Origin of the sequence: Undibacterium sp. SXout20W, from assembly GCF_049340285.1 — a bacterium.
Lineage (GTDB): Bacteria > Pseudomonadota > Gammaproteobacteria > Burkholderiales > Burkholderiaceae_D > Undibacterium.
This window is the reverse complement of the sequence record NZ_JBMPPH010000038.1, coordinates 1-21605: the sequence shown is the minus strand read 5'-3', so window position 1 is coordinate 21605 and position 21605 is coordinate 1. Positions and strand designations below refer to the sequence as shown.

Below are 21605 nucleotides of genomic sequence, written 5' to 3'. Positions count from 1 at the left end.
GAATTCAAAGAATAATTCGATATTATTTGGTTTTCTAATGAACGAACCCGCGTTACCGTGTTGTTAGATTAACTATCGCCCTTAGCGTCAATACATGGAGCGAGTCAGTTAAATTTTTTACTCGCGAAGGTAACGTTCAGCGTTGATTTTTTTGGCTGATCTGGCGAAATTCTTAAAATATCGGTATAAAGTTTTGATGCCGATACTTGCCTTTAAAATAATATATTAATTTAGCAATAATATACACTTAATGGCTAAGATTGATCGGATATTTTTTCGAGGCTGTCTGCATGACCAAGCTGCATTGTCCCCCTGCACTGCCCACCTGCCTTGACCGCCAGCATTTACAACCTTCACAAGCTTCTTTATTTCGTAGCCAAGTGGCTAATAATGAGGACTATTCATACCCCGTCGGAATATTTTCCAAGGGGATATGAAATCCAATAGATCTATCGAAACTAGCGCAGTCATTGAACAGAATTTTAGGGTAAAAAAGGGTGTTATTAACCTATACAAAACTCGGTTGCGCCACTTTGCCGCGTCTAGAGTGACATTGATTCACGCTGTGCCATCAATGCGCGCCAGCGTTGTATGTGAGGGTATTGTTCATCGACTTTGATTTTTACGACGCGCGCGAAATCAACCGTAACAACAGCGGTAATATCGGCAATACTGAAACGGTCAGTCGCAACATATTCCCGATCTGCGAGATGGGCGTTCAAGGTGACGAAAAATTGCTGTATTCGCGCCAATCCTCGTTGTGCCAGTTCTGGGATCTGTTGATAGTTCACTGGGCCTGGTAATGCGCGTTCCTTCATTGAAGGCGAACTATTTCGCAAGGCTTCTGCGATTGCAAGTAATCCTTCAAATTCAACCCGCCAGTTCCAACTCGCTATCTCAGCTTTTTCCTCGAAAGTTATACCTAAGAGTGCTGGCGCTGGGTATTGTGCCTCCAAATAGGCTGTGATTGCCGCGTTATCGGTTAAAACAGTGCCACTTTCAAGTTGCAATGCCGGAACCGTTGAGAGCGGATTGATGCGACGATACGCCTCTCCTAGTTGTTCACCGGTCTTTAAATCAACCTGGACGGTCTCATGGGAGATGCCTTTTTCAGCCAAAAGGATGCGTGCGCGACGTGGACTAGGTGCAGTGCTGCAGTCATAAAAAGTAATCATAGTGCGACTCCTCAGTGGGATAACTAAAAAGATCAGGCTGGCTTTGCGATTTTATCTTGTGTTTTCGTATCGAAATCACTTGCTTCATGGCGTTCATGTAGTTGGCTGGCGGGATCGCCAAAGGCACGATTCACCATACGTCCTCTTTTGACTGCAGGTCGCTGCGCAACTTGGTTTGTCCAACGCAATACGTTTGTATATTCTTGAACTTGCAAAAACTCTCCAGCTTCATACAGCTGCCCTTTTGCAAGGCTACCGTACCAAGGCCAGATCGCCATATCTGCAATGGTATAGCTATCCCCAGCGATAAATTGACTTTCTGCAAGACGTTTGTCTAACACGTCCATTTGCCTCTTGACCTCCATGGCATAACGGTCAATAGCGTATTCGATTTTGTCAGGGGCATAGGCGTAGAAGTGACCAAAGCCACCGCCTAAGAAAGGCGCACTGCCCATTTGCCAGAACAGCCACGACAAACACTCTGCGCGTTCTGCACCCGATTCAGGTAAAAAGGCGTTAAATTTCTCTGCCAGATAAATCAGAATCGCACCAGATTCGAATATGCGAACCGGTGTTGGACCGCTATGATCGACTAATGCTGGTATTTTAGAGTTGGGATTAATGGCGACAAAACCACTACCGAATTGGTCGCCTTCACTGATATTAATGAGCCACGCATCGTACTCTGCACCGCTGTGTCCTGCAGCCAGTAATTCTTCAAGCATGACGGTCACCTTGACACCATTTGGTGTTCCTAGCGAATAGAGCTGCAAAGGATGGCGACCGACAGACAACTCTTTGAGATGCGTCGAGCCTGCAATTGGCCGGTTGATTTTAGCAAACCGCCCACCGTTCTCTGTATTCGGGGTCCATATTTTTGGCGGTTGATATGTGGCAGGATGAGTCATGAGGGCACCTAATTTATTGAAGATTGCGTTCAATTCCAGGGGCTGAGTCTATCACTGTTATTCGAATTTCGTTGTTCTACGCAATATCCAATCCTGAGTTTCCTGAGCTTAATGAGCTTAATGAGCAATGTGTATTGGCGTGGATTGAATTCAGATAATTAGGGAGATTGCCTTCGCCTTCAAGCAAGTTTGCAGGGCTTCGTGCAAGTAGCAAATTGAAAAGCCGCCGGATATTCCTATGCGGCGGCTAGAATGTAAATCTACCAGGGTGGCTATGACACGCCCTCTTTTCGCTAGCCTGCAGCGGCTAAGGCTTCTTTGATTTGTGGAATGGCTTGCAACCCAGCCTGGAAGCCTGCGGCGATCAACTCTTTGCGTGATTGAAAATCAGTGCTGGAGAATTTTTTTAAGTCAGGATGAATCAATACATCTGCTTTTTCAGCTTCCAGACGTATCAAGGACTGTCCCATAATGTCAAATGACTGCATCAGCAATTCAAACATACCGTACAAATTAGGATTGTCTGTTTGGGCGCTCACATCGACGGCGATCACGTAATTTGCCCCCAGTTTTTTTGCTTCGTTGACTGGGAGCGGACTAATCAAGCCACCATCGACGAATTCATCAGCCCCTTGTCTTGCCGGGATAAACACACCTGGCATACTGCAAGACGCACGCACCGCGAAGCCAGCATTGCCGCTACGAAATAAATTAGCTTTACCGGAAATCAGATTGGTCGCAACAGCACAGAACGGGATGGGAAACGTTTCGATGGGTTTAGATTGCAGGTATTGATTAACGATATTTTGTAAGGCACTGCCAAGCACCATGCCGCGTTTGGAACCGACCGATAAATCGATGACTTCAAAGTCTTTTAGTTTCAGTGCCACTTCTTCCATTTGTGCACCGCTAAACCCTGCGGCATAAAATGCACCAATGATACTACCTGCGCTTGTGCCAACAACTAAATCGGGACGGATACGGTGTTTTTCTAAAGCTTGAATGACGCCTATATGGGCAAAACCGCGCGCAGAGCCACCGCCTAAAGCTAAGCCTACTTTCAGCGGCCGAGCAGCGGTGGCAGGTTTGTTACTGGTAATAGAATCGCTGATATTTCTTTGCGCCGCGCCTGCTGCAAATGGGAGACTGGCTCCCATCGCTAACATCATACGACGTTTCATTTGAATATCCATGAGTAACTTTCTATTTTCCCGGTGCTTGTAGTATGCCTTGATCAATCAAGCCTTTGAGTCTGCTAAACGCGGTTTCAAAGGATTCTGGCGACTCACCTTGCGTAATGTTTTCTACTTTTTCGTCAATGATAATTATTTCAGTGCGACGATTGAATTTTCTTCCTTCTTCCGTCGCATTAGATGCTACTGGATGGTGGAAAGAAAATCCTGTTGTTGTAATACGCTCGTCCGGCACATGCAAATCCAATAAAACTTGCTTTACCGCCGCCGCCCGTTGTTCTGACAATTTTTGATTAAATGTCGGGGAGCCAGTGTTATCTGTATGCCCTTCGACAGAGACAATTTTATTCGTTTTGGATGTCAGCAAATAGGCAATACGATCCAGATAGGCCTGCGACGCTTGTAAATTGACTTCGGCTTTACCCGAATCAAACAAAACGTTATCTGGCAAGACGATTTGGACGCCGCGGTCTAACTGAGCGATAGGCAATACAGGTACCGCTGCCTTTGGCGCTGGCGGTGCAGGCGGTGCAGGCGGTGTACTGCAGGCCGCAATAGACATTGCAAGTGCGGCACTGATGAATAATTTGAAGTGATTCTTCATGTCAAGACCCAACACAGAAATGATCGAGTAGCTATTATTCCATAACACTACTTAAAAATTGTCTTTATGTCACAATCGTTTTCATTCAATGACAACATTGCAAATGCGAGATCTTTCTAGAATTTTGAGGCGGTGGATTTCGAATAAAAGTGATGCAAATATTCAATAAATACAATGAGTTAACGCAACTGAACATCCGTCATTCAATAAATTTGTAGGAAGAATGTATTTGTTGATTTTTGGATTAATTCAGTGGGATATTTCATTGAAAATTACGCATTGCAGCAATCGAATTATTGCTTAAAAATTTCAATCGATAACCGCCGTATTTGTGCTCTCAACGATGCTTAAAAACTGATCAATTGTCCAATTCTTGCAGGATTGATCGCCACTCGGATGCCAGCGATGGAATTGCATCACCATCGGCTCCCAATAGGCCTTGGCATGTTGGTATATAAACGCATGATCAAGTGATTCAGATTCGATGATGCCACACCCCGTATTTTGCAACATCCATTCAAGTGCGGCCATAATGCTTCCGACGACTTGGAGTGACGTGGCATTGTTATAGGGTGCCATTTCTTTGGCTCTTTCGATGGATAATTGTGATCCTATCCATAATGCTGGAAATTGATCAGAAACAATCAAGACGCCTAATTCGTCGATGCCTTGAACCAGTTCTTCTTTCAGTACACGGCTCGATTTAATCTGACTGCGATCACCGCAATCAAGCAGCCTCAGGCTTTCGACGGCTTGTTTGCAGGGGCGATAGGCATAGTAGACGGTAGGTCGATAAATTGGATGATTTTCGTTAGCCAACGTAAAGTAGTGTGCAAGCGAGATTGCCTCGTTGTGGCTGATCAAGTTTCCAATAAATTCACCCGCGGCAGGTGCCCATGATTTCACTTCACAACGGACACCCATATGTTTGAGATAGACGGCAGCGCGGCAACCACTTGTATGCCTCCCTATTGAAGTAGCCAAAGGGCCTGATTCTTCATGCGATCCCCAACCAAGTTCAGCAGGTTGCAAAGCTTCGGCAACATAACCATCAACAGACCAGGTATTGACGAACTCTCCACTACGTCTGCTCACATTGGTTGCTTGTGTATCGCATTCAGAAATCTGGATAATCTTGACCCCCAGAGCCTTGGCTAATTCAGCCCATTGTGTTTGTGTTGTAGGAACGTCCGTTTTTTGAAGAAATTCTTGCTGCATTTTCAGCAGTCCTTGCTTAGCAAGAATCGACACAAAACCAGGATTGGCACCATGCCCAACGATCGCCGTTGATGATGGCTTTAATCCTGTCGATGATCTAAGTTGGTCTTGATTTCTGATTAAAGCAAGAATCTCTTCGCGCATCACATAATTTGAGTTTTCGTTGGTGTGCACGACGCCATCTTGATACTCCCAAGGATCAATGCATGTATCGAGATAGTATGCGCCTTGTGATTGCGTCCAGGTAATCAAATCGCGGCTACTAATGGAGGTTGCAAGGTTGAGAACTAAGGTGCGAGGTCCCACATGCTCTGACAGGACAGAATTGAAATTCTGCTGTGTAATTTTGATTTGCAAAAACGCCATTGCATATCGTTGAATGACCTCTTTCATTGCTGGTGTTAAGTGTTCGTCGATCACCAGGATTTGTTCTTTGATAAAGCGCATTCTGAGTAATGAGCTAAGAGCCTGACCGATGTTTCCAAAGCCCATCACAACGATGTTTTGATAATTGCTATGCATTTGAACATTCCTTTAATTTCTGTAGTTTCTCTTGTGAATTTTGACTCTTCTTTTGTTCCAAAAATAGTGCAAAAAGTAAGAAAACAGCCATCGAGAACACGACGACAGGGACCGACCAGCGCATATTTTTTACCATTATTGCGCCGGTAGTTAATGGTCCGATAATGCTGGCAATGCCCCACACCGAACCCAGTAAAGCAGTCATACGTAATAATTGATTGCCTTTAAATCTTTGCCCGCATGCCATCATCGACAATACGTAGATGCCGCCAGCAGATCCGCCCATGACGAATAATGCAGGCCACCAAAATAGCGTCCCAATATAAGTAGGAAGTAGTACAGCGCTACACAGTAAAATAATCGCACAGGCTGTATGAACACGAACCCGACCAAAACGATCAGCCAGTACACCAATAATGATTTCTAGCGCCGTATCACCTGCAAGCACCACTGATGCTGACAGTAGTGCGGTACTGGTGTCCATGCCCTGTGCCAAAGCATAGAGAGGCAAGAGGCCGAGAACTAGGGTGTCGAATAAAGCAAATAGTGCCGTGCTCACAACAACGACAGGTGCGGTAAAAAGATAGGCGTACCAAGATACAGAATCGCCACTGGCGCCCTCTTCGTCATCCAATTTTTGCGGACTCAATCGACGGTAAATGGGCCACGTCATCAACATAAGGATGCCGCACAATTGATATTCATGGCCTGCGGGCAATTGCTGTATTAAAATCGGACCACAAAGTTGGAATAAAGTGAATATTGTGCAATGTATTGCCAGCCAACGACCTCGCTGTCCTTCGGGTACCGCGACATTCACCCAAGTCTCTACCGTATTGAGCACGACACCAAGAAACAATCCGAGGATAAACAGCAAGACGGCAACAATGAACGGTTCCGTTAATCCTTGCATGAAGCAGGCAATGACAGCCGCGCCAACGCCAAAAAATTCGATAGTGCGCCTGGCACCATAGCGACGACAACTACGTTCGCCCAATAAAATGGCACAGACAAGACCCAGAGCGTGAATAGCGATCACCATGCCAATGGTGCTGCCAGATGATCCTGTATGCGCAAGCAAAATGGAAGTCAGTGGAAGCAATGAGCCTAGTGCTAAACCTACCATGGCAATCGCACCGGTCAGGCACCAGTAATCACTGCGTTGACTGGTATTCCATGTGGAAAATTGGGTATTTGACACGATCTACAGGCAATTTTCTGTTGGAATGAATACTTCGGGGTCTGATTATTTACCTTTGTAAATACCAGCTTCTAAAATAATGTCACCCGTTTTAAAAATATAGGTCGACTTATTTTCGATTTCTTTGGAGATCGGGTTGTTATAGCGGTAATCGACCCATCCCTTGCCTTTGGTTTTTGCTAAATTTACGATGTCTTTTCGGTAGAGTTTTCCATCGGCATCCGGCAACTCAAGCATATTTTTACCGATTAATTTTGGATTGATGGGATGGGCAAGGATGATGCCATCGATGCCACGCACATAAAGATAAATATCGCCATTCATAAAATCAGGATTTTTCTTGTTAATTTCGGCGATTAAGGCGTCTTTTCCATTTTTATCGATGTAGCTCAAACCTTTATCGACCATTGCAATAGCGTCAGCTGGTGTATCTGCTGCCTGAACAATATTTATGCAAAGAAACAAAAAAATACTGGTAAGAAAATTTAATATTGTTTTCATTTGTGTCTCCTAAAATTGTTTAATCTAATGAAGCTGTTTTAAATATAAGCAGACGAACGAGCGGAAATCAAAGGTCAAGTTATTGCAATAAAAAATTTTCTAAGAACGTTTGAGAAACGTTTGAGAAACGTTTGAGAAACGTTTGAGAAGCGTTTGAGAAACGTTTAAGAAGCGTTTGAGAAACGTTTAAGAAGCGTTTGAGACATGCAAAGAAAGGATATTTTCTTTTAAAAAATTATTATTTAGTCTACATCTTTTTTTAATAATAAAAATATCAATTTAATAACTTTGTAAATTAAATTTGCACCTCATAATCTCATACCAATATGACGTACTTATGAAGAAGTGAAAGGATGTAGCTGAACAACGCCCAAAAGGAAGCTAACGATGGATTGAATTAGTTATCAACTAAATAATCGTAGATTCAAGCTCCACTGTTATATTTTCTTAATGAATCTATGTGATAATCAAATTTTGCTTACAAATGAAATCAGACGCTGAATTGGTCTATGTTTGTGGTTACGTTTGAGGTTACGTTTGAGGTTACGTTTGAGGTTACCTTTTAGGTTACCTTTTAGGACATTTCCAGGCGACATGGATGCCTGATTCAGCCCTATATTTGAAAGCGTAAATAAAAGAATACTGCTCTGTTTCAGGGAATGATTTTTCTGAATTTAAAAAATATTTGCCATATTTACTCAGGTAATCCAGAGAAGATATAGGACGAATCAAATAACAATATTACAAGTTCCCTTATCGATTTTATGTCTTTGTTAAGCAGCACTAAGTTGAACCCCCAAATTTTATACGGCGCCAATTCCCCTGAGTTACTCCGTCGCGAAATTCTCGCTGACCTTCTGGAAAATACTGCGCGTAGAATTCCGCATAAAGTAGCATTAGAATTTCAAAACCAACAGTTAACCTATGCTGAGCTCGATGAGCGTGCAAACGTCATCGCTGCTGCACTGATACGGGCGGGTGTGCGCCCCGGCCATATCGTTGGCTTATGGCTGCCACGAGGCATTGATTTGTTGGTCATGCAGGCAGGTATTGCAAAATCGGGAGCTGCCTGGTTGCCATTTGATGCCGATACGCCTGTTGATCGTATTGCAGTTTGTCTGGCAGATGCACAGGCCGTCGGTTTATTGAGCTGCGCATCTTTTGCAGACGCCTGTCAGGATTTGTCATGTTCTTTGTGGATCGCGGAGCAACTATGCGTTGCAGATGCCGCAGATCCAACGACTCTTGTTCGTCGACAAGACGCCGATCCGCAAACACCAGCTTACGTTATTTATACGTCTGGCTCGACGGGGAAGCCAAAAGGCATCTTAGTTAGCCAAGCAAGTATTTGCCATTTTTTACGCAGTGAGAATGCGGTTCTTGGAATTCGGGAATCGGATAAGGTCTATCAAGGCTTTTCTGTCGCATTTGACATGTCATTTGAAGAGGTTTGGATCAGCTATTTGGTGGGTGCCAGTTTATGGATTGCCCCGAAAGAAATTACTGCTGATCCTGATGCACTCCCGCTCGCGTTAGAAATAAATCAGGTCACTGTGCTGCATGCGGTCCCTACCCTTCTGGCCTTATTTTCGCAAGATGTCACCAGCTTACGTTTAATAAATCTGGGCGGTGAGATGTGTCCGGAGTCCCTGGTAAATCGCTTTAGCCGTGCGGGACGCCAGATGTTTAATACTTATGGTCCAACCGAAGCAACGGTCTCTGCGAGTCTGGCCCAATTGCATGCAAATCAGCCAGTAAATATTGGTACGCCATTACCAAATTATTCGATGATGGTGATCGCCGCAGATGTAGAAGAAAATGGCTTACGTCTTTTACCTTTTGGTGAAACGGGTGAATTATGTATTTCAGGCCCTGGCGTGGCAATTGGGTATCTTGGGCGACCTGAGCTAACCGCGGAAAAATTTTTGCACAATCCTTGGGCAAGTAATGACAACGAACACCGCCTTTATCGCACAGGAGATCTCGCATGCATCCAAGCCGATGGCAGTATTCAGTGTTTGGGGCGCGCAGATGATCAGGTGAAAATACGTGGTTTCCGTGTGGAGCTTGGTGAAATTGAGGCTGTACTTGCACAAGAATCTGGCGTGGGTACAGTTGCGGTAATACTTCGACAAGATCAGGGTATTGACCAGATCATGGCGTTTATCGTTCGTGATGAGACAGCATCAGATCAATCACACAAAGGGCGTTCTGATGCCGAATTCAAGGCGTTCTTACGTGCGAAGTTAAGCCAGTTATTACCCCCGTACATGGTGCCATCAAGATTTGAGTTTTTGACCGAAGTGCCGCGACTTACTTCTGGAAAAATTGATCGAAATACACTTAAAAAAATGGAGCTGGCTGTTGCAGCTAGTTCTGGTGAGTCCGATATTCCTGAGAATCAAACAGAAGAAGTTTTATTCTCGGCGTTAAACAGCCTATTCCCCGGGCAAGCAATCCGGCGTGACGCTGATTTTTTTGCTGATCTGGGCGGTCATTCGCTGATGGCTGCGCGACTGGTTTCCGTATTACGAAAAAGCAGTCGTTTTGCCTATTTTAAAATTGCCGATATTTACCAACAACGTAGTATCGGTAAGATTGCTGAATTATTAGAAGCGGCAGGCGCTGTTCAGGATGTTTCACATGAAGAACAAAGCAGTTGGACGCCACCGCCAACCTGGAAACGTTGGGTATGTGGCGCGGCGCAGGCCTTGGTAATTCCGTGGTTAGTGGCGATCCGCATGGTGCAATGGTTAGCACCATTTTTTACCTATCATTTTTTAACAGGTGATCCTGACGATTCAAATACCAAAGCTATTTTACTTTCCGTTGCTACCTTTTTGCTGTTGACGTTGGCAGAGTTTGGCATAGCCATCGCCGGTAAATGGCTTATTGTGGGTCGATTGAAAGCAGGACGTTATCCTTTATGGGGAATCGCTTACTTCCGTTGGTGGTTGGCTGACCGTTTAATTGAAGCGGCGCCGACCTATATGTTGAGCGGGTCGTCATTGTATCCTTTGTGGTTACGTGCGTTAGGAGGGAAAGTCGGAAACGATGTCACGATCGGCTCTATCACATTGCGCGCGCCAGATTTAATCGATTTGGCGGATGGCGTCAGCATTGGTAGCGCAGTCAATCTCGAAAATGCGCGAGTTCAACACGGTGAGCTTATTCTCGGCACAATTTGCATGAGAGAGAATGCTTATGCCGGTTCTTATTCCGTGTTGGAAGGAAATGTAATTTTGGAAGCTGGTGCCCATCTGGATGGTCAATCGGCTTTGGCGGATGGCAATGTAATTCCTGCCAATCGGGTGTGGAAAGGGTCGCCTGCTAAAGACTTTTCAGCTTTTGATCACTCTGTATTACCGCCGCGACCTCATTTATCAAACGCACGTTCCATTGGTGAGTTCTTATTTTTTGTCGCTGGTGCGCTCCTCATTGGTTCACTATTTTTCGTTCCTGTGTTCCCAAGCTTTGTCATCATTGACTGGTTTGATAACGTAGATACATTTCCTTGGCTGCAAAGTAGTTCAATACCATTTCAATTGAGTAAATATTTTATTCTTGCGTTTCCTGCGACTGCCATCTTAATTATATGCACAGCGTTGCTTTCTGCAGGAATTCGTTGGTTCATTTTACCTAGATTAAAACCCGGTATATACAAGGTGCATGGCAATACTTATTGCCAGAAATGGTTAGTAAATCAAATTCAGGAATCAAGTTTGCACGTCTTGCACGGGATTTATGCGACGGTCTATGCACCGGTTTGGTATCGTATGCTTGGTGCCAAAGTTGGCAAAGGGGCAGAGATATCAACGGCATTGGGCGTGGTTCCCGATATGTTGACGTTAGGGGATGAAACGTTTATTGCTGATGCTGTTTTGTTGGGCGATGAAGAAATCGATGCGGGCTGGATGCAAATGCAGCCGACAGTGATTTCCCGACGCAGTTTTGTAGGGAATGGCGCATACATTCCAGATGGCACCGTATTGCCAGAAAATGTCCTGATTGGCGTCCATAGCTGCGCACCTGCAAACGCACTGATACATGCAGGCGATACCTGGCTGGGTTCTCCAGCCATCCATTTGCCTGCGCGTGAAGAAACCAAGGGCTTTCCAGAAAATTTGACATTTAAGCCGTCGATTCTCAGACGAATTGGGCGAGGACTGGTAGAAGCGTTTAGGATCATTTCACCGCATGCAATTGTGATTGCCGTTGGCTATACCGTGGTCTTGAATTTAATGCCACTGGCAGGCGATGATCGTTGGCTGGAAGTCTTTTTTTATTTGCTTGTTGCTGGCTTGTTTTATGGTGTCGGTAGTTTTGGCTTTGTACTCGTGCTTAAATGGCTGTTAATTTACCGCTACAAGAAAGCCAGCGTCCCAATGTGGACGCCATTCGTCTGGCTTTCAGAAGGTATTACCAATATGTATGAAGGCATAGCGATTCCTAATTTCATGCGCTATTTGCGCGGCACGCCATGGCTACCGATCGCCTTTAAACTCCTTGGATGCAAAATAGGAAAAGGGGTTTATCTAGACACAACTGACATTACGGAATTTGATTGCGTCAGCATTGGGGATTACACAGAAATTAATGCCCTGGCCTGCCCTCAAACGCATTTATTTGAAGACCGCGTGATGAAGGTTGATCACGTGATTATTGGTGAACGCGTTTATATGGGGCCACGTAGCTCAGTATTGTATGGCGCAGAAGTTGGCAATGGCGCTAGCTTGGGATCATTAACCTTAGTGATGAAAGGTGAATTTATTCCTGCCAATTCGAGTTGGCGTGGATGCCCGGCCGCGATGACTGGCACTTAATTTGTTATTTATCGTCTATGGAAAACGCTCTTTCTGCATTTTTATGGCCTCTCCAGTCACAAGCTGCACTGGGGAGCTTTGCAGAAAATAAAATTGTCGTTATCCATCACAAAATTCCCAAAAACATGCCACGCGATGCAGTCAGACAGCATGTGCGTTTGGCAATCACAGAATTTTTGCTCGCGGCGCTGCCCTGCCCTGCTGATCAATTGCGTATCACAAGCGTGGTTGGCGAAGGTTTGTTCGTCTCATTGGGTGCCAACGAGTTATACGTTTCTACTAGCTATGAGGCTGAAATTGCTGTCGCCGCAATTAGCTGTATCGGACCGATAGGTATTGATATCATGTCAAACGCCCCGCAAACAGGCTGGGAAGATATCGCTACACTCTATTTAGGTGAACAAAAAACGTCTGAACTTCAGCAAACGCCTCTACATTTGCAGGCAACGAAATTCGCGCACTCGTGGACGCAACTCGAAGCAAAATTTAAATGTGCGGGGCTTGCGCTGACAGAATACGAACATCAAAAAATACCTTTGTTTATCAATAGGTTCTCCGACATCCAGTTATATGCAGTGAGTGTGCCAGTCCAATATATCGCCAGCCTCGCATTGCGAGTAACATCTTCTGAGAATTTGAAAACGCAATAAGCCTCGGTAACCGTTATTTTCTGCGCAGCTACATTGGGGATTTACTTCGGCTAGTTAGGGTTAAATTCAATCATCACTTTGGTTTGCCCAGTTTGTTTCAACGATACATCACTGTCATCTAACTCTGCGAGTTCAGCGTTGCATTTAAAATAACATTTATTCTATAACTTACGATCATTATTAAGTCAGGTATTCGTCAATGCAAAAAAACGTTTGATGGCTCGTTAGCAATCAGAAATTTACCCATCCTAATCAAATTTGAACTCTTATGGTGCGCGGCTACCAAATCGAATCTTTAGTCTGGTAGATTAATAGATTGCAATGGAATTATGTTTAACCACTCATGGTTAATATGCCTGTGACGCCGTATCTTTCGCTCACAAAAATAAACTCACTTATCCACTATTCAAGACACTATGATAAAAATGCTCAAATTTGTTTCATTTCTTATTCTAATGTTTAGTTCGATGTCTATGAGCGCGCAGAACATTGATAGTGCACCCATTGCATCGACAATGCCGTCTGTGCAATCAGGTAGGATTGAGCGCCTGCCGCTGTTTCCATCCAAGTATGTAGATCCGCGCAATATCGATGTCTGGTTGCCGGCAAATTACAATCCCAAAAAGCGCTATAACGTGCTGTATATGCATGACGGGCAAATGCTCTATGACGCCTCTACAACCTGGAATAAAAAAGCATGGCATGTCGATCAGGCGGTGACTAAACTCGTCAATAGCGGTCAATTGCCGGACACCATTATTGTAGGGGTTTGGAATATCGCGCCTTTGCGTCACAGTGAATATTTTCCTGAAAAAGCGCTGCAATGGATTGCGGAGCCAACTCGCGGTCGTCTGATTGAAAAAGGCCTCCAAGGAAAAGCGCGCGCGGATAACTATTTGCGTTTTCTAGTGGAAGAACTCAAGCCTGCCATTGATCGCCAGTTTTCCACCTTGCCTGATCGTGACCATACGATGATCATGGGGTCAAGTATGGGGGGGCTGATTTCTATTTACGCTATCAGCGAATATCCGGAAGTGTTTGGCGGTGCCGCATGTCTGTCAACGCATTGGCCGGGCACTTTTGAAGCCAACGCATCGGTTCCTTTGGCTTTTTTTAATTACTTGCAATTGCATTTACCAGATCCTGCACATCACCGTATTTACATGGATCGTGGCACGGCAACACTGGATTCTTTATATGCGGTACCACAGCCATTTGTTGACCTGATTGTGCGAGAAAAAGGCTACGACGATAAGCACTTTATAAGCCGTGTTTTTGAGGGAGCAAAACATGATGAATCAGATTGGTCTATCCGGCTTGAGCTGCCACTGAAATTCATTGCCAGCGGACAGCTTGTGAATTGATTGAGTGCTGCTCTACTTCTTTGCGAGCTCTAACTATAAAGTAAAAGGAACTTCATATGCGTAAAAATACGCCGCATAAAAGTGCAAAAGTGATCATTGCAATATTATCGCTATCGGTTTCTTTGTCTTTAATGGCTGGTAATAATGGGGCATTTCAGTCATCTAAGCCAATCGCACGCGTGGAATACTGGCAGCAACGTCAGATTCAGATTGAGCAACTTCTCTTGGACAAGCCTGCGTTATCGAAAGTGAAATTACTCTTTTTGGGGGATTCCATTACGGATTTCTGGATGATGGGCGAAGATCTCTGGGTTCAAAGCCAATGGCATGGCAAGAGAATTTGGGACGAAAGCTTCATTGGCACTCCACCTGAAAATACCGCACAAAATTTCGGCATTTCCGGAGATCGCACCGAGCACATTCTTTATCGCATACAGCCTAAAAAAGATGGTGGACTTGGTGAACTGGATAGCCCCGAATTAAACCCCGACTACATTATTATCATGTTGGGAATCAATAATTCATGGGCTCCCGAATATCCGGTTACGGATAGCATCTATGAGGGTGTCAGCACCGTTGTGCGCACCGTACATAAACTCAAACCTCATGCACACATCATTCTTGAATCAATCCTGCCAACCAATGATCCTGTAAAAAATGCGAACGTCGTCAAGCCTGTCAATCAACGTCTTGCAGCATTAATCATAAGCACTGAATTTTCAGGAAGCGTTTCTTATCTTGATTTATATCCCGCATTTATTGATGTCAGCGGAAAACAGATAGCAAACTATTTTGTACAAGATGGCTTACATCCTAATGAGAACGGTTACCAGGTCTGGCGTGATAAATTGTTACCATTTATGACCAGTGACCGCAAAAAGCGTTCTCAAAATCAGCATTAAGTTGGCATTGATTGCGCTGATGATAAAGCGTATCGACTCCATGACTGAGCTCTTTTACGCCAGATAACTTTTTATCTGGCGGGAGCCACTGAACTTTGTAGCCTGTCGCTGCGATGCTCAGATAATTCATACATGCTGAATGTGTACGTGATCTAAGCAAGCAACTTAATTACGCAACTTAATTAAGCAACTTGATAAAAATTACCAGTTTGCTTTAGACAAAATAATCAACCACTTTTTGCAAAATAGCACCTCCAGATGCCCTGCCTGAACACCTGTGGAGCAATCAAGCACAGGGTTGACATGGTAAGCGCGTTGTCTGAAATCGCGGCAAACAAAAATCTCACGGCGACCTAAGCGCATCAAAAAAGAAGTTGGTGCAAATTGCAAACTAAACCGTGTGTCAAATGTTTGTTCCAGGTGTGCCATGATAAATCTCCGTCTCAGTTGATAATGCAAAAATATCAGTAAGGACATCATTGAGAACTTCTAATCTTCACTCAGATCAACGTTTGTCCATGAAATGAACTGTAACACAAAATACTGTATATGCAATCAGTAAATTGTTTAATGTTGTTTAACGTAGACACTCAAAAAAATCATTAAAAAACACCAAGAAGCTTACTGGCATTAGGTTTTAAGGGTTTTTTCACTTTTCTAAAAAAATCTTTTTGAAGTTTGGATAGCCAAGTAATATACTGTATATTCATTCAGTATTTATTCAGTATTCATTACTATGTTGTCTCAGTCCCCCTTATCCTATCGTCACTCTCTTGCTCAACCCGGGATCGAAAATCACCATCCCGACGTTTGGCGCGCATCGCAATTAGCACGCGATCAGGGGACTACCGTAAATAGTGGATTTATCGCTTTAAACCGGGAATTGCCTGGTGGTGGCTGGCCGTTGGGACAACTAATAGAAATTTTGATTGCAGAAGCCGGCATTGCAGAATTCAAATTATTATTACCGTCACTAAAACATCTGGGTAAGCGCCCGATTGCTTTACTGGCACCGCCACATATTCCTTATGCATGCGCCTATCAAGGCGATGCATCCGAGCCACTTTCTCTATTGTGGATCGCTGGCAAGAAACATAGTGATCAGTTATGGTCCGCAGAACAAATTCTAAAAAATGGCAGCTGTGGCGCATTACTCCTCTGGCAAACGCAAATCAAAACAGAGGTATTAAGACGACTACATTTAATGGCACAAAAATCCCAAACCTTATTTTTTGTTATACGACCATTAAATGCAGCACAATCCCCCTCGCCAGCTATTTTACGTATTGCCTTAACCCCCAAAGCGTCAGGCCTACAAATCGATATTCTGAAACGGCGCGGTGCGGCCAGTGAAACACCTTTATTTTTATATATCAACGACCACCCTTACCTTTCAACCCGTCGTGTTGAAACAGTGCCGCTATTTGCCGAAGATATCTACCATCAGAGTAGTAATCGATACGAATTACCTACGATAATTCAACAAAAAAAGATCAACATCATTTAAGGCTGTGCCATGTCAAGCAAGCCTCAACCACGACCAGTTCAAGATTCACAAAAATCAATGTCACTATCTCAGACAAGAGAGTCGATGTGGATTGCCGTTCATTTACCATCCCTTGAGATGGAAGTGTTTGTGCCTCACTGGCAACAAGCTGAAAGTGCATCCGCTGTCGTCGTTTTAAAGCAAAACCGTGTGATCGCTATGTCTGCTGTCGCGCTGCAAGCGGGCGTTCGTTTCGGTATGCGCCGTGGAGGCGTACAAATGCTGATACCTGAAGTGCAGATTTTTATGCAAGATAGCATTAGAGAGTCCGCCGCTTTATCTGCAGTTGCACTCGCTCTGCTTCGCTATACGCCGCAAGTCAGCATAGCCGAAGATGCTTCCATTTTGCTCGATATCGGTGCCAGCATCCGCCTCTTTGGTGGTTTATCTGCTTTACGCCAACAAGTACGCGCGACAGTGAATATGCTCGGTTACAGCCTGACAACTGGCAGCGCCCCTACAGCGAAAGCGGCGTGGCTATTCGCTAGAAATGCAGCGCTTCAGCAACGACAGGGACAATTTTGTTTACGCACATCACATCTATTTGCTGCACTTGATCGATTACCGGTCACACTATTGAACAGTAGCGCAGACTGGCAAGATTTTCTACAAGGACTGGCGTGCCATCAACTAGCCGATTTACGCAAGCTTCCAAGGTCTGGTTTGCAGCGTCGTTGTGGCAAAGACTTAATAACGGAGATGGATCAGGTTTACTCTTTACGATCTTCAGCGCAACTATGGGTACTAGCGGAGCCTGAATTTCATGCCAAACTTGAGTTGCCAGACAGATTAGATAGCACGGATGCTTTATTCACTTATAGTCGTAGTTTATTGTGCCAGTTACTAGGATGGCTCAATGCGCAGAAATTGGCTGTCAAACATATTCGTCTTGAATTACAGCACGAACGTGGTCGTTTGGCCGTTCCTGCCACTATTTTAGACATACACATGGCGGTAGCTAGTTGGCAAGAGACACATTTACTACCTCTGTTCAAAGAAAAATTAGGTAATCTCAGTTTGCCTGCATCCGTCATTACATTGATGCTGAGCGCACCACAAACCGTTGCATTGGAAGTGCCAAGTGATTCCTTATTCCCGGAAACCGTCGTCAATCCAGCCAATCATCAACACCTGCTTACCTTACTTGTAGCACGTCTGGGAGCAAGCCATGTTTTGCGGCCAGGCAGCAAAGAGGATCATAGACCCGAGATCGCTAATCAATGGATATCGGTAATGGAAAATCATTCTGCATCGGGTAAGAATTCTATACCAACATCAGCACCCACCTCATTGCCATCATTGCCATCACTGCCATCACTACTAAGGCCAACATGGTTGCTGGCAAAAGCAATCGCACTGGAGGTACGCAGACACAAACCTTATTTCGGCTCGGAATTAAATCTGATCTCCCCCGCTGAACGTATCGAGGCAGGTTGGTGGTCAGATCAAACGCAGGTGCGTGACTATTTTGTTGCTATCAGTGCTGAGCATGTGCGCTACTGGATTTATCGTGAGCGACCATCCCATGCAAATAATGCTGACAATGCAGACAATGCAGAACCAGCCTGGTTTTTACATGGCATATTTGGATAGCATGAACAAAGTCAGATCATGACATCGATTAATCCCAAATTAAACAAATTAGATCCAATGGTGGCAGGTACGATATTACCTGCCTATGCTGAATTATTTTGTCTGTCGAATTTCAGCTTTTTAAAAGGTGCCTCACACGCCGAAGAATTGGTTAAACGCGCCACCCAACTTAACTATCATGCGTTAGCCATCACTGATGAATGTTCCTTCGCTGGCATAGTCAGGGCACATGATGAAGCAAAGCTGCAAAAACTAAAATACATCGTGGGAACCTACTTTAAACTCACACCAAAAAATGATGACTTATCCCCTCTTACTTTAATTGCCTTGGCGACGAATCGGGAAGGATATGGAAATTTATCCGAATTAATTACCCTGGCTCGTAGCCGTTGTAGCAAGGGAAACTACCTACTGACACAAGAAGATTTTACTGCACCACCAAAGGGCTACGAGCATTTAACTGGCTTGCCTGATTGTCTGTTAATTTTAGTCGCTGAGTATCCCGTGCAAGCAGAAGTACTCGCCATGCAAGCAGCCTGGTGTGCAGAACATTTCTCAGACAGAATATGGATAGGCTTACATTTATTATTGCAACCAGCGGATCACTATCAACAACAACGGGTAACCCATATTGCCAGCGAGTATGGATTGCCGCTGGTAGCTCTCGGGCATGTGCTGATGCATGTACGTTCACGCAAGCCTTTACAAGATACATTAACCGCAATCCGTATCGGCAAACCTATTGCAGAATGTGGTTATGCACTGGCACCGAATGCCGAACAGCATTTACGATCACGACTCAGACTAGCCAATATTTATCCCCCTGAGACTTTGGCTGAGACCATCAAAATTGCGCATTTATGCCACTTTTCTCTCGATGAGTTGCGTTACGAGTATCCGGAAGAAGTGGTCCCAAAAGGTCAAACCCCTGCCAGTTATTTACGTAGTGAAGTTTATGCGGGTGCGCAATTGCGTTACCCGAACGGTGTTTCAGATAGTCTTAAAAAAACAATAGAACACGAATTACATCTGATTAATGAGTTGGCCTATGAAGCCTATTTTTTAACAGTGCATGACATCGTTAAATTTGCACGTCAACAAGACATTCTTTGTCAAGGGCGAGGCTCGGCAGCTAATTCCGTCGTTTGTTATTGCCTCTACATTACAGAAGTCAACCCTGAAGTGAATAGTTTGCTGTTTGAACGTTTTATTTCTAAAGAGCGTGGGGAGCCTCCCGACATCGACGTCGATTTTGAGCATCAACGACGTGAAGAAGTGATTCAGTACATTTACCAAAAATATGGCCGCAATCGCGCAGCATTGGCCGCCGCAGTACACACCTACCGGCCACGTGGCGCCTTACGCGAAACAGGTAAAGCCTTGGGTATGGATGAGGCACTCATTGATATGGCGGCTAAATCACATCACTGGTTTGATAATAAGCATGATTTGCTGGCGCGCTTTACAGAATGTGGCTTAGATACGAGCAGCATGCAAGCGCAACAATGGGCAAGTCTGGCTACTCAACTCTTACGTTTTCCACGTCATTTATCGCAACATACGGGTGGATTTGTGATCGCCAGAGGCAAATTATCCAGATTAGTGCCCATTGAAAATGCAGCAATGAAAGATCGTTGTGTTATTCAATGGGATAAAGACGATCTTGAATCTTTAGGTTTACTGAAAGTAGATATTCTGGCCTTGGGTATGCTATCTGCTCTCCAGCGTGCGTTTCAACTCATGAAGCAATTGCCCGGCAGACCAACCCGCATGCAGGATATTCCACGTGAAGACAAAACCACTTATGACATGCTATGCAAGGCCGATACGGTCGGTGTATTTCAAATTGAATCGCGCGCGCAAATGAGTATGTTGCCACGCCTGCGACCGAAAGAATTTTATGATTTGGTCGTTCAGGTGGCAATTGTGCGTCCGGGACCAATTCAAGGAGGCATGGTGCATCCCTATTTACGTCGCCGTCAGGGTTTGGAAGCAGTTGAAATACACCAAAATCCAGCGATGCAAAAAGCCCTCGGACGTACACTCGGCATCCCAATTTTTCAGGAACAAGTGATGCAAATTGCGATGCTGGCGGCAGACTTTACAGCCGGTGAAGCAGATGGTTTGCGGCGTGCAATGGCTGCCTGGAAACGCAAAGGTGGACTCGATGCTTATCATGACCGCATTGTGAACGCGATGGTAAAAAACAACTATACACTGGAGTTTGCTGAAGCGATTTTTGAGCAAATGAAAGGGTTTGGTGATTATGGTTTTCCTGAAAGTCATGCTGCCAGTTTTGCTATTTTAGCGTATGTCAGTAGCTGGATGAAACGCCACGAACCAGCCGTATTTTTGTGCTCGCTCTTAAATTCTCAACCCATGGGTTTTTATTCTCCGTCACAGTTAGTGCAGGATGCAAAAAGGCATGATGTACAAGTCAGAAGCATCGATGTGATGTACAGCAATTGGGATTCATCACTGGAAGCGCATGATCTACCGGAAAAGGTAAATACGTTCACACAAACCCACCAACCCGCTGTACGTTTGGGAATGTCCTTATTAAGTAGGATGTCAGAAGCAGCCGCGAACAGAATACAGATCGCTCGTGAACAGGCCACATTTACTGATGTTGCCGATCTGGCACGACGTGCTCAACTCAATCGACATGATTTGCACGTACTGGCGGCAGGTAATGCACTGCAAACGCTGGCGGGACATCGCCGTCAGGCATTGTGGTCTGCGGTCGGTGCGATGCCCGACAATGATTTACTACGACCAACGACGATACAAGAAGCTCGCCCTATTCTTGCTGCCCCTAGCGAGGCACAAGAAATTATGAGTGATTATCAGAGCACGGGTTTAAGTTTGCAACGCCATCCATTAGCCCTATTGCGCAAACGCCTGCTGAACAAACGTTTTTTACCCGCCAACTTGTTAAATACTTTTCAGCAAGGACAATTTGCCCGCGCTTGTGGCATTGTGACCGTCCGACAGCGACCAGGAACGGCCAAAGGCGTGATGTTTGTGACTTTGGAAGACGAAACCGGCACTGTGAATGTGCTCGTATGGCCAAATTTGGTTGAACAACAGCGGCGCGAATTATTAGGCGCCAGTTTATTGGGCGTCTACGGTATATGGCAAAGAGAGAATGAAGTTTGTCATTTACTTGCCAAGCGGCTGGTTGATCTCTCTCATTTGCTTGGACAATTAGAGGTCGGCAGTAGGAATTTTTGTTAAAATTTATATATAAATTTAAATAAATTCAAACATAAATTTGAAACGCGAGTTCAACTATGAAGTGCAACTGAAGATAAATGGTTAAAGGTGGGAAGATGCAGTAGCATCCGGCCTTCCAGACCTCCAAGTCAAAGTTGCCCGAAATGACATACACACATCTTACCCAAG

15 protein-coding genes are annotated in these 21605 nt (G+C 44.7%); 7 read left to right on the top strand and 8 right to left on the bottom strand.

Going from position 1 to position 21605, the window contains the following annotated elements:
- Positions 1–542: 542 nt before the first annotated feature.
- The 7 genes from ACO0K1_RS16010 to ACO0K1_RS15980 form a co-directional block, all read right to left on the bottom strand.
- Positions 543–1175: a glutathione S-transferase family protein gene (locus ACO0K1_RS16010; RefSeq protein ID WP_423027492.1), complete on the bottom strand. Its 633-nt coding sequence runs from the start codon at positions 1173–1175 to the stop codon at positions 543–545.
- Between the two features lie 32 nt (positions 1176–1207).
- Positions 1208–2083 carry a glutathione-dependent disulfide-bond oxidoreductase gene (gene yghU, locus ACO0K1_RS16005; protein WP_423027490.1) on the bottom strand — a complete coding sequence of 292 codons (876 nt, stop codon included), beginning with the start codon at positions 2081–2083 and terminating at the stop codon, positions 1208–1210.
- Positions 2084–2376: 293 nt separating this feature from the next.
- Complete coding sequence (locus tag ACO0K1_RS16000; protein ID WP_423027488.1) at positions 2377–3264, bottom strand: patatin-like phospholipase family protein; 888 nt, start codon at positions 3262–3264, stop codon at positions 2377–2379.
- 22 nt (positions 3265–3286) lie between these two features.
- Positions 3287–3880, bottom strand: a complete 594-nt coding sequence (locus tag ACO0K1_RS15995) for an OmpA family protein (RefSeq protein WP_423027486.1) — start codon at positions 3878–3880, stop codon at positions 3287–3289.
- Positions 3881–4189: 309 nt separating this feature from the next.
- Entirely contained in the window at positions 4190–5620 is a 1431-nt protein-coding gene (locus ACO0K1_RS15990; RefSeq protein ID WP_423027484.1) for a saccharopine dehydrogenase C-terminal domain-containing protein, read from the bottom strand.
- Positions 5613–6821 (bottom strand): MFS transporter, encoded by a 1209-nt coding sequence (locus ACO0K1_RS15985; RefSeq protein WP_423027482.1) that lies wholly within the window; start codon positions 6819–6821, stop codon positions 5613–5615. The genes ACO0K1_RS15990 and ACO0K1_RS15985 overlap by 8 nt, the downstream gene beginning before the upstream one ends.
- Before the next feature lie 45 nt (positions 6822–6866).
- On the bottom strand, positions 6867–7322 hold the full coding sequence (locus ACO0K1_RS15980) for a cache domain-containing protein (RefSeq protein WP_423027480.1): 456 nt from the start codon (positions 7320–7322) through the stop codon (positions 6867–6869).
- 764 nt (positions 7323–8086) lie between these two features.
- Here ACO0K1_RS15980 and ACO0K1_RS15975 point away from each other — a divergent pair.
- From ACO0K1_RS15975 to ACO0K1_RS15960, 4 genes are all read left to right on the top strand, one after another.
- Complete coding sequence (locus ACO0K1_RS15975; protein WP_423027478.1) at positions 8087–12145, top strand: Pls/PosA family non-ribosomal peptide synthetase; 4059 nt, start codon at positions 8087–8089, stop codon at positions 12143–12145.
- 17 nt (positions 12146–12162) lie between these two features.
- Complete coding sequence (locus tag ACO0K1_RS15970) at positions 12163–12795, top strand: 4'-phosphopantetheinyl transferase superfamily protein (RefSeq protein ID WP_423027476.1); 633 nt, start codon at positions 12163–12165, stop codon at positions 12793–12795.
- Positions 12796–13268: 473 nt separating this feature from the next.
- On the top strand, positions 13269–14159 hold the full coding sequence (locus tag ACO0K1_RS15965) for an alpha/beta hydrolase (RefSeq protein ID WP_423027474.1): 891 nt from the start codon (positions 13269–13271) through the stop codon (positions 14157–14159).
- A 56-nt stretch (positions 14160–14215) separates the two neighbouring features.
- Positions 14216–15061 (top strand): SGNH/GDSL hydrolase family protein, encoded by an 846-nt coding sequence (locus ACO0K1_RS15960; RefSeq protein ID WP_423027472.1) that lies wholly within the window; start codon positions 14216–14218, stop codon positions 15059–15061.
- Between the two features lie 201 nt (positions 15062–15262).
- On the opposite strand, the gene ACO0K1_RS15955 is transcribed toward ACO0K1_RS15960, so the two are convergent.
- Positions 15263–15490: a hypothetical protein gene (locus tag ACO0K1_RS15955; protein WP_423027470.1), complete on the bottom strand. Its 228-nt coding sequence runs from the start codon at positions 15488–15490 to the stop codon at positions 15263–15265.
- A gap of 307 nt (positions 15491–15797) precedes the next feature.
- On the opposite strand from ACO0K1_RS15955, the gene imuA reads away from it, so the two are divergent.
- Genes imuA through ACO0K1_RS15940 form a run of 3 tightly spaced genes read left to right on the top strand, consistent with a single transcriptional unit; the run spans position 15798 to position 21437 of the window.
- A complete protein-coding gene (imuA, locus tag ACO0K1_RS15950; RefSeq protein ID WP_423027468.1) occupies positions 15798–16568 on the top strand; it encodes a translesion DNA synthesis-associated protein ImuA in 771 nt (256 codons plus the stop codon).
- Between the two features lie 9 nt (positions 16569–16577).
- Positions 16578–18200, top strand: a complete 1623-nt coding sequence (locus tag ACO0K1_RS15945) for a Y-family DNA polymerase (protein WP_423027466.1) — start codon at positions 16578–16580, stop codon at positions 18198–18200.
- Positions 18201–18218: 18 nt separating this feature from the next.
- A complete protein-coding gene (locus ACO0K1_RS15940) occupies positions 18219–21437 on the top strand; it encodes an error-prone DNA polymerase (RefSeq protein WP_423027464.1) in 3219 nt (1072 codons plus the stop codon).
- The last annotated feature ends 168 nt before the right edge of the window (positions 21438–21605 follow it).

Coding starts and splice junctions, on each gene's coding strand:
- ACO0K1_RS15955 (WP_423027470.1), bottom strand. CDS start 15,490: ATGGCACACCTGGAACAAACATTTGACACACGGTTTAGTTTGCAATTT.
- ACO0K1_RS16010 (WP_423027492.1), bottom strand. CDS start 1,175: ATGATTACTTTTTATGACTGCAGCACTGCACCTAGTCCACGTCGCGCA.
- imuA (WP_423027468.1), top strand. CDS start 15,798: ATGTTGTCTCAGTCCCCCTTATCCTATCGTCACTCTCTTGCTCAACCC.
- ACO0K1_RS15960 (WP_423027472.1), top strand. CDS start 14,216: ATGCGTAAAAATACGCCGCATAAAAGTGCAAAAGTGATCATTGCAATA.
- ACO0K1_RS15945 (WP_423027466.1), top strand. CDS start 16,578: ATGTCAAGCAAGCCTCAACCACGACCAGTTCAAGATTCACAAAAATCA.
- ACO0K1_RS15970 (WP_423027476.1), top strand. CDS start 12,163: ATGGAAAACGCTCTTTCTGCATTTTTATGGCCTCTCCAGTCACAAGCT.
- ACO0K1_RS15995 (WP_423027486.1), bottom strand. CDS start 3,880: ATGAAGAATCACTTCAAATTATTCATCAGTGCCGCACTTGCAATGTCT.
- ACO0K1_RS15965 (WP_423027474.1), top strand. CDS start 13,269: ATGAGCGCGCAGAACATTGATAGTGCACCCATTGCATCGACAATGCCG.
- ACO0K1_RS16000 (WP_423027488.1), bottom strand. CDS start 3,264: ATGAAACGTCGTATGATGTTAGCGATGGGAGCCAGTCTCCCATTTGCA.
- ACO0K1_RS15980 (WP_423027480.1), bottom strand. CDS start 7,322: ATGAAAACAATATTAAATTTTCTTACCAGTATTTTTTTGTTTCTTTGC.
- ACO0K1_RS15990 (WP_423027484.1), bottom strand. CDS start 5,620: ATGCATAGCAATTATCAAAACATCGTTGTGATGGGCTTTGGAAACATC.
- ACO0K1_RS15975 (WP_423027478.1), top strand. CDS start 8,087: ATGTCTTTGTTAAGCAGCACTAAGTTGAACCCCCAAATTTTATACGGC.
- ACO0K1_RS15940 (WP_423027464.1), top strand. CDS start 18,219: ATGACATCGATTAATCCCAAATTAAACAAATTAGATCCAATGGTGGCA.
- yghU (WP_423027490.1), bottom strand. CDS start 2,083: ATGACTCATCCTGCCACATATCAACCGCCAAAAATATGGACCCCGAAT.